General features: G+C 39.2%; 12 protein-coding genes. 7 read left to right on the top strand and 5 right to left on the bottom strand.

Annotation, left to right across the window (positions count from 1 at the left end; all coding sequences use genetic code 11):
- The first annotated feature begins 4 nt into the window (after positions 1 to 4).
- Positions 5 to 838 (top strand): S1-like domain-containing RNA-binding protein, encoded by an 834-nt coding sequence (locus tag ACOI22_RS01815; protein ID WP_420669607.1) that lies wholly within the window; start codon positions 5 to 7, stop codon positions 836 to 838.
- A gap of 14 nt (positions 839 to 852) precedes the next feature.
- On the top strand, positions 853 to 1,326 hold the full coding sequence (locus tag ACOI22_RS01810; RefSeq protein WP_420669605.1) for an NYN domain-containing protein: 474 nt from the start codon (positions 853 to 855) through the stop codon (positions 1,324 to 1,326).
- A gap of 5 nt (positions 1,327 to 1,331) precedes the next feature.
- On the opposite strand, the gene rmuC is transcribed toward ACOI22_RS01810, so the two are convergent.
- On the bottom strand, positions 1,332 to 2,882 hold the full coding sequence (gene rmuC / locus ACOI22_RS01805; RefSeq protein ID WP_420669603.1) for a DNA recombination protein RmuC: 1,551 nt from the start codon (positions 2,880 to 2,882) through the stop codon (positions 1,332 to 1,334).
- Positions 2,883 to 3,018: 136 nt separating this feature from the next.
- Positions 3,019 to 4,548, bottom strand: coding sequence for a fumarate hydratase (locus ACOI22_RS01800; protein ID WP_420669601.1), 1,530 nt, complete (start codon positions 4,546 to 4,548; stop codon positions 3,019 to 3,021).
- Positions 4,549 to 4,724: 176 nt separating this feature from the next.
- Here ACOI22_RS01800 and pabB point away from each other — a divergent pair, with 176 nt between their 5' ends.
- The 3 genes from pabB to ACOI22_RS01785 all read left to right on the top strand — a co-directional run bounded on the left by pabB (position 4,725) and on the right by ACOI22_RS01785 (position 8,266).
- Positions 4,725 to 6,134 carry an aminodeoxychorismate synthase component I gene (pabB, locus tag ACOI22_RS01795; protein WP_420669599.1) on the top strand — a complete coding sequence of 470 codons (1,410 nt, stop codon included), beginning with the start codon at positions 4,725 to 4,727 and terminating at the stop codon, positions 6,132 to 6,134.
- Between the two features lie 12 nt (positions 6,135 to 6,146).
- Entirely contained in the window at positions 6,147 to 6,737 is a 591-nt protein-coding gene (locus ACOI22_RS01790) for a CoA pyrophosphatase (protein ID WP_420669597.1), read from the top strand.
- 155 nt (positions 6,738 to 6,892) lie between these two features.
- Positions 6,893 to 8,266, top strand: coding sequence for an L-serine ammonia-lyase (locus ACOI22_RS01785; RefSeq protein WP_420669595.1), 1,374 nt, complete (start codon positions 6,893 to 6,895; stop codon positions 8,264 to 8,266).
- Positions 8,267 to 8,277: 11 nt separating this feature from the next.
- Here ACOI22_RS01785 and cysB read toward each other — a convergent pair whose 3' ends face one another.
- The gene (gene cysB, locus ACOI22_RS01780) at positions 8,278 to 9,252 is read right to left on the bottom strand and encodes an HTH-type transcriptional regulator CysB (RefSeq protein ID WP_420669593.1); all 975 of its coding nucleotides are present in this window, start codon (positions 9,250 to 9,252) and stop codon (positions 8,278 to 8,280) included.
- A gap of 197 nt (positions 9,253 to 9,449) precedes the next feature.
- On the opposite strand from cysB, the gene ACOI22_RS01775 reads away from it, so the two are divergent.
- Together ACOI22_RS01775 and ACOI22_RS01770 are read left to right on the top strand one after the other, a co-directional pair.
- Positions 9,450 to 10,163 (top strand): sensor histidine kinase, encoded by a 714-nt coding sequence (locus ACOI22_RS01775; protein ID WP_420669591.1) that lies wholly within the window; start codon positions 9,450 to 9,452, stop codon positions 10,161 to 10,163.
- Between the two features lie 62 nt (positions 10,164 to 10,225).
- Positions 10,226 to 10,990, top strand: a complete 765-nt coding sequence (locus ACOI22_RS01770) for a hypothetical protein (RefSeq protein ID WP_420669589.1) — start codon at positions 10,226 to 10,228, stop codon at positions 10,988 to 10,990.
- Between the two features lie 77 nt (positions 10,991 to 11,067).
- On the opposite strand, the gene ACOI22_RS01765 is transcribed toward ACOI22_RS01770, so the two are convergent.
- Positions 11,068 to 12,450 carry an NAD-dependent succinate-semialdehyde dehydrogenase gene (locus tag ACOI22_RS01765; protein WP_420669587.1) on the bottom strand — a complete coding sequence of 461 codons (1,383 nt, stop codon included), beginning with the start codon at positions 12,448 to 12,450 and terminating at the stop codon, positions 11,068 to 11,070.
- A gap of 319 nt (positions 12,451 to 12,769) precedes the next feature.
- Positions 12,770 to 13,204, bottom strand: a complete 435-nt coding sequence (locus ACOI22_RS01760) for a hypothetical protein (protein WP_420669585.1) — start codon at positions 13,202 to 13,204, stop codon at positions 12,770 to 12,772.
- Positions 13,205 to 13,274: the final 70 nt, after the last annotated feature.

Below are 13,274 nucleotides of genomic sequence, written 5' to 3'. Positions count from 1 at the left end.
TAAGATGCTCAAAATTGGCCAACGCAATACACTAGTTGTTACAGAAATTTTTCCCCTTGCTTATGCATTGAACACGCCAGAGCAGTCCCTCGAAGCGCCTGTAATGCTAAAAGAATCAGACCGCGTTTTTGAATTAGAAGACGAAATTGAAGTGTTCGTTTATACGCAGGCTGATGGTGAACTTCTTGCTTCACTTGAAATGCCCAAAATCTTAATGGATGAATTTGCCACCCTAACCGTGATGGGAGCAAGTGCCCATGGATATTTTTTTGATTGGGGCTTAGGTTCTGATTTATACGCGCCTGAAACCCAGGTGCATACAGATCTAGATATTGGCAGCAGCTATGTTGTGCGCCTTACTACCGACAAACTCGGCAAGCTTATTGGCACCACCAAAATTGAGCGTTTTTTAGAAAGCAATGGTAGTAGTTTACAAGCTAAGCAGGCGGTTAGTTTGCGCATTTATTCTAAAACACCTCTAGGCTTTAAAGCCATAGTTGATAACAAGTATCAGGGCTTATTGTTCAAAAGCGATTTAATTGCCCCACTTAAAATTGGCCAACAAATTGATGGTTTTATTAAGTTTATTCGTGATGACGGTAAAATAGATTTATCGCTGCAACTTGTAAACAAGCAAACGCGCTTAAGCTTAGAAGATTCAATAATTGAAGATTTAAAAGCGCATGATGGTATGTCTACTATTACCGATAAAAGCACGCCCGATGAAATTTTCTCGTATTTTAAAGTGAGTAAGGCCGCTTATAAAAAAGCAATTGGTGGGCTTTATAAAGCTAAAAAAATAAGAATAGAGAAAAACTGCATTTATTTAAACACCTAAAAAGGGAGTTTCTTTTGGAAAAAGTCGCTATATTTGTAGATGTACAAAACATTTATTACACCACTCGCGACACCTTTAAACGGCCTTTTAATTATCGCCAGTTTTATCAAGATATTGCAAAACGCTTTGATATTGAGGGGGCTTATGCCTACGCTATTGATAAAGGTGATGATCAACAGTTAAAATTTCAAAGCGCCCTTCGACACATTGGTTTTGAAGTGAAATTAAAACCCTTCATACAGCGCAGTGACGGTTCAGCAAAAGGCGATTGGGACGTAGGCATTACTATTGACGTGCTTGAAATGGCTGAGCGTGTTGAGCATATTATTTTACTTTCAGGTGATGGCGACTTTGCTATTTTACTGAAAAAAGTCAAACAAAAATTTAACTGCAACACTTCTGTTTATGGCGTGTTAAACCTAAGCGCCAATGCTCTTATTTCTGCCGCTGACGAATTTATCGACATTGACCAAAAGTGGCTGCTTTAGGTCGCTTAAACCTCAGATTCATCATCTTTTGTGACGTCATTTAAAAAATAATCTTCGCTTATGCTCTTATTGGGTGACACACCTAAGGTCTTAAAACTTTCAGCTTGCGCAATAAGATTACCCTTCCCCGTTGATAACTTATTCATAGCCGCTTCAAAATGCTTGCCTGTAGTATCCATGCTCTTACCAATTTTCTCCATGTCTTGCACAAAGCCTGCAAATTTGTCGTACATTCGTTTTGCTTTATCCGCGATGGTTTTGGCGTGTTGATTTTGGTATTCGTACTGCCATATGTTGTTAATGGTGCGAAGGGCAACTAACAAATTGGTTGGGCTTACCAACATAATTTGGTTATCTAAAGCAAGTTTTATTAATTCCGGCTGCTCTTCAACTGCATTAATAAATGCAGATTCAATTGGAATGAACATCAAAATATAATCTAAAGATTTCACACCCGCTAAATCTTGATAGTCTTTCTTGCTTAAGCCTTTTATGTGCCCCTTTATAGAGTTCACATGCTCTTTAAGCGCTTGCTTGCGAAGGTTTTCATCTGTCGCATTCACTGCTTTTTCATGCGCAATAAGCGATACTTTTGAATCGATTACAATATCTTTGCTATTTGGCAGATGAACAATAACATCTGGGCGATACAATTTGCCCTCTATGTTGTTTAACTGTTTCTCAGTTTCGTACTCATGACCCTCTCGCAAACCCGATTCGCTCAGTATGCGTGATAACACCACTTCCCCCCAGTTTCCTTGTTGTTTATTATCACCTTTTAAAGCGTTAGTCAGTGCCGAGGCCTCTTGCGTTATTTGTTGATTTAACTCTTTAAGCCCCAATATTTCAGTTTTTAAGGATGCTCTTTCTTGGCCTTCTTTAATGTATTGCTCTTGAATTTGGCGTTTAAAATCGTCTATTTGCGTTTTGAGCGGTGACAACAATTGGTTAATACCTAGTTCACTGGTTTGCGTGAATTTAACTGCTTTTTGCTCAAATATTTTATTTGCTACGTTTTCAAATTGGGTATTAAGTTGTTTTTCAGCGTCTTTCAAAAGCATTAACTTCTCTTCATACCCTAGCTTTTCTTGTTTAAAGCTAGCTACAAATGCATCGTGCTCAGCGCGCAACTTTGATAACTCAGACTGCAGTTGTTTATTCTCTTGGTTTTTATCTTCTAGTTTTTCTTTAAGTTCGTTTAACTGATCAGCTTTTTGCCATAGCTCGCCCGTTAATTTATCTTGCGATGACATTCGTTCTTGTTGCTTGCTTATGCGCTCATGTGCCAAAATAATTTGCTGCTGTTTGTCATCTAATAATGATTGCTGAGTTTGCTTTTCTTGCAACATAGATTGCTCTAACAGAGCAATTTGTTGTTCGTATTGTGAAATCTCGTTCTGCCATTTCAGCGTATCTTGATTTTTGCTTTGCTGATTACGATATGTAAGAGCCGCTACCATCCCGAACAATAATACTGCGAATATTATAGACGATATTATAAAAGGCGTATTTTCAGCTAGTTGTGTTAACCACAAGGGAAGTTTTTCACTGCTCATTGAGTTCTCGTTATTATAATTGGGCTTAGCCTTGAGTTTTTATGCATGTAAAAAAAGGCGTGCAATAGTTAACTATTGTCACACCTTTTTAGCTGTAAGCCTATACAGTATTAGTAAAATTTATAATATTCTGGATTTATTTAGATAACTCTTTATGTAAATCAGCAATATTCGCTTTCCATATAGCAGGGCCGGTTTCATGAGCATTTGCACCGGTGCTATCAACAGCTACCGTTACTGGCATATCTTCTACATCAAACTCGTAAATAGCTTCCATACCCAAGTCTTCAAAAGCAACAACACGTGACTTTTTAATTGCTTTAGACACTAAATAAGCAGCGCCGCCTACTGCCATTAAGTATACGGCCTTATGTTTAGCAATGCTTTTCACGGTAGCAGGGCCGCGTTCAGCCTTACCAATCATGCCAATTAAACCCGTTTCTTCTAACATCATGTCAGTAAACTTATCCATACGCGTTGCCGTTGTTGGACCAGCAGGGCCAACGGCTTCGTCACCTACGGCATCAACCGGGCCCACGTAATAAATAAATCGATTGGTTAAATCTACACCTTCTGGCAAGCCCTCGCCATTTTGCATCATGGTTTGAATGCGTTTATGAGCGGCATCACGACCGGTTAACATTTTGCCACTTAGCAATACTGTTTCGCCTACTTTCCAGTCTTTAATGTCTTCTTTGGTTACTGTGTTTAAATCAACGCGGCGAACGTCAGAACCCACTTCCCAAGTAATTTTAGGCCAATCTTCTAATTTAGGCGCTTTCAGCTCAGCTGGTCCGCTGCCATCTAAAAAGAAGTGAGCATGGCGCGTAGCTGCACAATTGGGAATCATTGCAACGGGTTTTGAAGCAGCGTGTGTAGGTACCGATTTAATTTTAATATCAACTACTGTGGTTAAGCCCCCTAAACCCTGCGCTCCTATACCTAAAGCATTTACTTTGTTGTAAATATCTACACGCAGTTTTTCTTCAGTGGTTTGCGGACCTCGGTCGATTAAACCTTGAATATCTACAGGATCCATCAAGCTTTCTTTTGCAAGTACTGCCGCTTTTTCAGCGGTACCACCAATGCCTATTCCAAGCATACCAGGCGGGCACCAACCCGCGCCCATTGTAGGCAGGGTTTTCACTACCCAATCAGCAATGTCATCACTTGGGTTTAGCATTACCATTTTCGATTTGTTTTCTGAACCGCCGCCTTTTGCTGCAATCATGACTTCTATTTTGTCGCCAGGTACCATATCAATATGAACAACCGCTGGCGTATTATCTTTGGTATTAACACGTGTGCCAGCGGGATCGGCGACTATTGAAGCACGTAATGGATTGTCTGGGTCAAGGTATGCTCTGCGGGTACCTTCATCAACCATTTCCTGTACTGTCATGTCAAATTTATCAAAGCTAACTTGCATGCCTATTTTAACGAAACACGTTACAATTCCGGTGTCTTGACATAAAGGGCGCTTGCCTTCTGCCGACATTCTAGAATTAATTAAAATTTGGGCCATTGCATCTTTCGCAGCTTTACTTTGCTCACGATTGTATGCTTCCTCAACTGCTTTTACGTAGTCAAGTGGATGATAAAAAGAGATAAATTGAAGTGCATCTTGGATACTGTCAATTAAGTCTTGCTGACGAATTACAGTCATAAAGTCCTCGTAGAATGAAAAATGGTGAAACCATACATAGGTGAGTATACTACTCGCAAATGAATAATCTACCAAGTGATGAGCATTAGGAATTTGGTCTAATGGTAGCTTTCATTCATATTACTGTGTATAAGCCTGATTGAAAACACCATATTAGCCATAAATTAGAGGTTGGTTTGCTCGGAAAACTAAACATAGCGGTCATTCAAGATCTATCTCATGACCATCTTATTGCATTTTTTAAACAGCATGAAAATGAACAATGGGCATGTTTGCTTGATAGCTGCCAGCAAACATCCATGGGCGGGCGATTTGATATTATGGCGTATGCGCCAAGCCTTACTTATCAATTTACCCAAGGTACACATAAACTCAGTGGTCCTTGTGTAGCCTCTTTTTCGACCAACATTTGTGAAACTACCAAAAACCCCTTTGAGGTATTATCAAATTTACATGCACAGTTTGCTCAACTAATTGATATAACAGATATCACTCATATACCATCTGACATCCCATTTTTAGTGGGCGCTTTGGCCGCATTCTCATATGACACCAACATAAGTAGTGATAACATTCTTGATGGCAAGCCGAATCAGTATGAAATGGATGATATCAACGTAGGCTTTTACACAAGCTCTGTCATATATGATAACCAAAGCGGATTAACATATATTTGCAGCATATATCCTGATGTAATTACCAGTATCCAAAATACGCTTAAATGCATAGATATTGCTTCAATTTCAGCTACAGCATTTAGTTTAACTAGCAAATGGCAATCAAATGTCACTGAGCAAGAATATAGTCAAAACTTAAGTAAGATTCATGACTACTTGCACGCTGGTGATTGCTACCAAGTCAACTATGCACAGCGTTTTAATGCCAATTATCAAGGCAGTGAGTTTTCCGCCTATGAAACCTTGCGTGAGGTTAATAAAGCGCCGTTTTCAGCATTTTTCAGGCTACCTAATTCGTGTATTTTAAGCCTTTCGCCAGAACGACTACTTCAGCTTAAAGATCAACATGTAGAAACCAAACCTATTAAAGGCACGCGTAAGCGGTCTATAGATCCTATTGAGGATAAACGCCTGGCAAACGAACTGCTTAGCTCAGAAAAAGATAAAGCTGAAAACTTAATGATTGTAGATTTGCTACGAAACGACATTAGCAAACACTGCATGCCCCACTCGGTCAAAGTTCCTAAACTCTTTGCTTTAGAAAGTTATCCCGCTGTACATCATATGGTGAGTACCGTAATAGGAACACTTAAGCCAAGTTCTAGCCCTTATGATTTACTAGAAGGAGCGTTTCCTGGCGGGTCTATTACAGGCGCACCTAAAGTAAGAGCCATGCAAATCATTCAAGAACTAGAGCCTGATAAACGCGCCATATACTGTGGCAGCGTAGGCTATATTGGTATTCGTTACGATATGGACACCAATATTTGCATTCGAACTTTATTGGCTGAAAAAAACACCCTTTACTGCTGGGGCGGAGGGGGTATAGTAATAGATTCACAAGCAGCAGACGAGTATCAGGAAAGTTTACATAAACTCGCAAAGATTTTGCCCATTTTAAATAGTTAATAAAGTGACCACATGACCGAAGCTGATTTTATACGCGCATTTAGCCAAACTTGGAAAACCCCTATTGGGGCCAATGAAGCATTTATTGAGGCGAACCGGCCAGCAGCGGTGTTAATTTGTTTGTATTTACACCAAAATAAATTGCATGTTTTATTTACTGAGCGCGCCAGCCATTTAAAACATCATGCAGGCCAAATTAGTTTCCCTGGTGGTAAGGCAGAACTTGAAGATGAAAGTTTGGTGCATACAGCATATCGTGAGGCTGAGGAAGAAATTGGGCTTAATACCGAACATTTGCGATTACTTGGTCAGTTAGGTACCTATAGAACCATAAGTGGCTTTGCCGTCACTCCCATTTTAAGCGTATACGACCAAGCACTTAATCTGCATAGTGATCTGCAATTAGATGCTAATGAGGTTGCTAGTGTGTTTCATGTTCCCTTAAATTATCTCATGGATAAAAAGCATTACTATACCGAAATGGTAGAAAACGCTAAAGGTCGATTTCCTGTACACTTTATTCCTTATCAAAACCGCATGATATGGGGCGCTACTGCAGGAATGTTGGCGCTTTTACGCGATCATATACGCGCTAATTCTTAGCCGTATTTAATATAAAAAAACGCATAGTTTGCAAACTCAAGCTACGAACTTTAAATTACATTAGATTAACATTTCTAATACTACTAATTAGCATTTATCACTTGTTTTACCTTTGAATTGTGCAACACTCCACACATATAACAATAGGAATAATTATGATCAGTGTTTTTGATATGTTTAAAGTGGGTATAGGCCCTTCTAGTTCGCATACCGTTGGCCCTATGCGCGCAGCTAGCATATTTGCAAAGCAGCTGTCTGATAACGGCCTATTATCAAATGTTACACATATCACCACCGAATTATTTGGTTCATTAGGGCAAACGGGCAAAGGCCACGGAACAGGGAAAGCGGTTATTCTGGGTTTACTGGGTTATTCGCCCGAAACCATTGATGTACAGCAAATTGATACAATGCTGGCGCAAGTTGAAAACAGCGCTAGTTTAGCGGTGTTGCAGTCACATACTATTCAATTCCCGAAGCAAGGTGCCATTGTATTCCATCGCAGAAAAACACTCGCCAAACATGCCAACGGAATGCGCTTAAGTGCATTTAATAATGGCCAAGAAATTTGCAGTAGCACCTACTATTCTATTGGCGGCGGTTTTATTGTTGAAGAGAGTGAATTTGATGCGCACAAAGCAGAACAAATTAACGCAGCAGATACCCATATCCCCTTTCCTTTCTCTTCTGCTAATCAACTTTTAGATATTTGCAAAGAAAACAACTTTCGCATTAGTAGCTTAATGCTGAAGAATGAATCGGTATTTATGCCGGAATCTGACATACGCGCTAAATTATTACATATTTGGCAAGTTATGCTTCAGTGTATAGATAAAGGCTGCAATACCGAAGGCATTTTGCCTGGCGGTTTAAAAGTCCATCGCCGTGCCCCGGCTCTATTAGCCCGGCTTGAAAACGAAAAAAGTAACGACCCTATGCTAGTGATGGATTGGATAAATATGTACGCCCTAGCAGTTAATGAAGAAAATGCTGCCGGAGGGCGGGTGGTAACGGCTCCTACAAATGGCGCAGCAGGTATTATTCCTGCCGTAATGGCGTATTATCATAAATTTATAAAACCCATGAGCGATGACAGCGCCTGTCGATTTTTACTCACCGCTGCCGCTATTGGTATCTTGTATAAGAAAAATGCGTCTATTTCAGGAGCTGAAGTGGGTTGCCAAGGCGAGGTAGGCGTAGCTTGTAGTATGGCTGCAGGTGCGCTCACTGAAATAATTGGTGGCTCGGTTCAGTCAGTTGAAAATGCTGCTGAAATTGGAATGGAGCATAACTTAGGTTTGACCTGTGATCCGGTTGGTGGTTTGGTACAAGTACCTTGCATAGAGCGCAATGCAATGGGCGCTATAAAGGCCATTAATGCATCTAGGTTAGCACTGCGCGGCACTGGTAATCACAAAGTATCCTTAGATAAAGTCATTAAAACTATGCGCGATACAGGTAACGATATGAAAACTAAATACAAAGAGACCGCACGTGGCGGCCTAGCTGTTAATATAATAGAGTGCTAATAACTAATAGCTTACTTAACCGGTAAGGTTAAATCTTTAAACATCTTTTCTACATCATCGTTATTCTTTTGCATCATTGCTCGCTCAACAACCTCTTTCGTTAAATGAGGGGCAAAACGCTCAATAAATTCATACATGTAGTTACGTAAAAATGAGCCTTTTCTAAAGCCTATTTTAGTGGTGCTATAATCAAACAAATGGCTCGCGTCAATTTTCACAAGATCAGAATCAAGCTCTTCATCTACTGCCATTGATGCAATAACACCTACTCCTACACCAAGCCTTACATACGTTTTAATTACATCAGCGTCGGTTGCGGTAAACACAATTTTAGGTTCAAGACCTGCTTCGTTAAATGCTCGGTCTAATTCAGAGCGGCCAGTAAATCCAAATACGTAAGTAACTAATGAATATTTAGCTATGTCTTGAATAGTAAGGTTTAATTTTTTCGCTAAAGGATGCGATTTATTCACAATCACAGAGCGATTCCAGTGATAACAGGGCAGCATGACTAAATCATTGTATAAATGTAGCGACTCCGTTGCTATAGCGAAATCAGCCTCTCCTTTTGCAGCAAGATCGCTAATCTGCGAAGGCGTTCCTTGATGCATATGTAGGGATACTTTAGGGTATTTACTCATAAAACCCTGAATAACGTCAGGAAGGGCATAACGTGCTTGAGTATGTGTAGTAGCAATATTTAACTTACCTTGGTCAGGCAATGTATGCTCACGCGCAACCGCTTTAATGCTCTCAACCTTCGCTAGAATTTCGCGAGATATATTAATCACCTCTTTCCCAGCTTCTGTTACGTGGGTCAGATGCTTACCGCTTCGTCCAAATATTTGAATACCAAGTTCGTCTTCAAGCATCCTTACTTGCTTACTAATACCTGGTTGAGAAGTATATAAATTCTCAGCAGTGGCAGACACGTTGAGATTATTATTGAGCACTTCCACTATATATCTTAATTGCTGTAGTTTCATTGATTCCCTTAAATGTTGAGCAGAGCCCTTAGAAATACGTTCACGTATTCATAATGTGTTAAATAGATTGGAAGAATGGCCGATAAGTAAATATCAAATTGTGTTCAAATGATACCGAAAAACGTTTATTTTTGCATATTAAATTTGCGCATCGCTAACTTAGCGCATAAAGCCATAAGGTAAAGGCATACAATTTCATGAGTGAAAACGCTGAAAATAAGCCATTAATTAAAGATAAGTTTGATTTTTCTTCGGTCATTGCTGTGGCCATTCATGATATGAAAAACTCCTTAAGCCTATTGATGCAATCTATTGAGCAGTTGTCAGACACTATTCCACAAAATAGTGAAGACGCACGCAACAAGGTCAATAGCGTTCATTACGAAGCCAGCAGAATGAATACTACCTTAGTGCAGATTCTGTCATTATATCGTTCAGAAATAGATGCTCTACCAATTAATATAGACGAATGCTTTATAAATGATTTGTTAGAAGAAGTGGTGGCATCAAATTTAATTTATACAAAGCAAAAAGACCTTACGATTAACGTGCAAGTCGATGAAGATCTGAATTGGTATTTGGATAAAGAGCTCTCTTACTTGTTAATTCATGATGTATTAATTAACGCTATACGCTACGGCGGTAACTACATATCGTTGTCGGCATACGTAGAAGATGAACAATTGCACATAATTGTGAAAGATGACGGCAATGGCTATCCAAAAGAAATGCTAGATATGTCTAAAGTAAACTTAGACAACTTTTGCATTTCAGAAGGCAGAACAGGATTAGGATTATATTTTGCACGCTTGATTGCCCAAACACATAGAAACGCTGACAAAAGAGGTTTCATAAAATTGGCTAACGACGATAGCACCGGGGGCAGTATTTTTGAACTAGTTTTACCCTAACATGTAGTATATTAGCCGCTTTATGGAATAACTTAATGGAATAAAGAGCACCGAGACAAAAAATGACCTATACGATTATCATTATCTTAATTGCTGTTTTAATAGTGTGTGGCATTACAGCCACCGCAATTCAGCAACACAATGAAAAAAAAGCATCCGAAAAACGCGAGGAAATTAGTAAACATCGAACTGTTTTCGAAGAAACAGAAGAAGCTGTTGTTGCCGCTTCTCAGATGCCTGTTTCACAGGTTCTTATTGCTATATTAAGAAAACGTTCATTAAATTGTTTAATCGCTATTAATGAACATAACCCCTCTCAAGATTTAGTCAGCAAAATTGAAACCGTAAAACAGGCTATAAAAAAAATAGACCTAGACCAAGCCGTGCCTGATCAAAATAATTTCACCTTACCTAGTTCAGATAAAGTAATTATTAAGTACATCCAGGCAGTCAAAAAACTGCGCCAAATACTGCGTTCTGAAAATTCAAAAGGTAATGTTTCATCTAAACTTTTTACACAACAAGATAAAGCACTTGAAAGTCTACAACTTAGAGTCAATGTTGAAACTCTTCACAAACGTGCGAATGACGCTCTTAGTACTAACATGGCAGGCTCTGCCCGCCAGTATGTAGAAAAAGCGATTATTGCCCTTGAGAAACATAGGCCCCAAAATGAGTTCACTACCCAGAAAAAAGCTGAACTAGAAACTTTTAGAGCGGGTTTGGAAAGCAATGTAAAAGATCAAAACTTGCAAAAGCTCATGGAAGAAAAACAAAAAGAGAATGAAGATTTAGATGACTTATTTGCACCTAAAAAGAAATGGTAGTTTATAAACACCCATAAAAAAAGCGGCACATCCAAAGGAAGTGACGCTTTTTATCATTTTACTAGCAAACGTAACTGTTAACTTTTTTCAGTTATCATCACTGATTTCACATTCACAAATTCACGAATGCCGAAACCACCGTGCTCTCGGCCATATCCACTATCTTTAACACCACCGAATGGCAAGTTCGGCTGAGCTAAGCCATATCCATTAATATTTACCATTCCTGTGTCAAAATGTTTAAGCGCGAGTTCAGTTGCTTTCTCAACGTCCTTTGAAAATATACCGCCACCAAGTCCGTATCTTGAATCGTTCGCAACCTGCATCGCCTCTTCGTCGTCTTTAACCTTGATCAAGCTAGCAACAGGGCCAAACAACTCGTCATCATAAGCGGGCATGTTTGGCGTAACGTTTTCCAATATTGACGGTGGGTAGAAAAAACCCTCCCTGCTAGGGATTTCACAGCCAAGTACCGCTGTTGCGCCAGCAACAATAGAATCAGATACCTGCTCGTGAATTTTATCACGCAAGTCTTCACGCGCCATAGGCCCCAAGTCAGTGTTTTCATCATTTGGATCACCCATAGTAAGTTTGCACATGGCATGGGTGAACTGTGATTTAAACTTATCGTAATTTTTTTCAGTCACAATGAAACGTTTAGCTGAAACACAGGTTTCACCATTGTTTATAACACGGCCTTGTACGCAAGCTTCTACAGCTAATGGGATGTCGGCATCATCAAGTACTAGGTAAGCATCGTTACTGCCTAATTCTAGAACCGTTTTTTTCGAAAGCTTCGCTGCGTTTTCAGCAACCTTTTTACCCACACCATCGCTTCCGGTGAATGTTACGCCGCGTACTTTATCGTGCTCAATTAAGCTACTAGCGGTTTCCCCGTCAATGATTAATGACTGGTAACTGTATTTAGGAAATCCTGCCTCTAAATACATTTCTTCAATTTTTTGAGCCATTCCAAACACGTTTGCCGCATGTTTTAAAATAGTGGTATTACCGGCCATTAGATTAGTAATACTGTATCGAATAACCTGATAAAGCGGGAAATTCCAAGGTTGAATACCTAATATTACGCCAATAGGTTGATAGCTCACTATTGCCTTACCGCCGTCAAATTCACGCTCTTCATCAGCAAGCATTGACTCAGCTTGTTCTGCTGTGTATCTACAAATAGCGGCGCAAAGTTCAACTTCTTGGAAACCTTGCGTTTTAACCTTGCCCATTTCATCGGTCATTAGCTGAGCAAGTTCCTCTTTATTCTCTTCAAGTATATCGGCAAATTTAAACGCCAGTTTGCCGCGCTCTTTTACTGTTTTAAGCTTCCACGACTCAAAACAAGTATGCGCATTTTCAACGGCATTCTGGGCCTCTTGTTCACTTAATAAGTTATAAGTGTTTAGGGTTTCTTCAGTAAATGGGTTAATTGTTTTTGCGGTGTTATCCACTGTTATACTCTCCTTTTGGGAATTTAATTCTGCAATTCAGAAAAACTTATTAGGAGATAAAGCAAAAGCAAAGCCAAGCTCTTAATACATGCAAAATAAAGTGTAAGCCATTGTTTATATTAAATTTATATGTAATTACAACGCTTATTGAAATAATCCCATATAAATTAAGTGTGAAAAATTTGCTTGCTCACTGTGAGATTCGTACATGCCTATTTTAAAACAACATTTATACAACATTTGTAAAGTACAGCGCGATTATGCTTAGTTAGAACGTTAATCGCGTGCAAGAGTTACGACACCTACTTTACTTACATATTTAACTTTTTTTGGCTAGTTGTTGCGCTTTTGCGTTACTAAGGTCAACTAACATGTCTACTAAACTAGGGTTCTCTCCTACTACCTTTTCAATATGTGCTAGCGTATCTACTTGCGCTTGTTGAAGCTTATTTTTGGCATCAGCATGCACGAAGGCCAATCCAGTGCGCATTTTACTCTTGTTTATTTTGCTAACTAATTTTCTAACGGCCTTAGAACGGCAAACTTGTGGAGCAATTCTAGAACCCGTTGCTGCTTCTTTCTTACAAATTATATGAAAACGACCTTCAGAATTTAGCTTGTTATAAGCTTTATAGAAATTACGCTCTGCATTTGCTACGTCCCTTATAATATTATTAGAACTTTTCTCTTGTGCATTAATAGATAGAGGAAGAGTAAGAGCTGCAACACAAATAGCGATAGTTAACTTTTTCATTTTGATGTTTCCTTAATAAATATAAATAAATAATTTTAAAAGTCAGGTGACTGCCTGAACTCGGAAACAA

This window comes from Glaciecola sp. 2405UD65-10 (assembly GCF_048820975.1).
In the GTDB taxonomy this organism is placed as follows: Bacteria; Pseudomonadota; Gammaproteobacteria; order Enterobacterales; family Alteromonadaceae; genus Glaciecola.
Note: the sequence above shows the minus strand (reverse complement) of the source record. Positions and strands in the feature narration are given on the sequence as shown.

Excerpts from the sequence above, each read along its gene's own strand:
- ACOI22_RS01785 (WP_420669595.1), top strand. The coding sequence starts at position 6,893 with ATGATCAGTGTTTTTGATATGTTTAAAGTGGGTATAGGCCCTTCTAGT.
- rmuC (WP_420669603.1), bottom strand. The coding sequence starts at position 2,882 with ATGAGCAGTGAAAAACTTCCCTTGTGGTTAACACAACTAGCTGAAAAT.
- cysB (WP_420669593.1), bottom strand. The coding sequence starts at position 9,252 with ATGAAACTACAGCAATTAAGATATATAGTGGAAGTGCTCAATAATAAT.
- ACOI22_RS01760 (WP_420669585.1), bottom strand. The coding sequence starts at position 13,204 with ATGAAAAAGTTAACTATCGCTATTTGTGTTGCAGCTCTTACTCTTCCT.
- ACOI22_RS01775 (WP_420669591.1), top strand. The coding sequence starts at position 9,450 with ATGAGTGAAAACGCTGAAAATAAGCCATTAATTAAAGATAAGTTTGAT.
- ACOI22_RS01770 (WP_420669589.1), top strand. The coding sequence starts at position 10,226 with ATGACCTATACGATTATCATTATCTTAATTGCTGTTTTAATAGTGTGT.
- ACOI22_RS01815 (WP_420669607.1), top strand. The coding sequence starts at position 5 with ATGCTCAAAATTGGCCAACGCAATACACTAGTTGTTACAGAAATTTTT.
- ACOI22_RS01800 (WP_420669601.1), bottom strand. The coding sequence starts at position 4,548 with ATGACTGTAATTCGTCAGCAAGACTTAATTGACAGTATCCAAGATGCA.
- ACOI22_RS01790 (WP_420669597.1), top strand. The coding sequence starts at position 6,147 with ATGACCGAAGCTGATTTTATACGCGCATTTAGCCAAACTTGGAAAACC.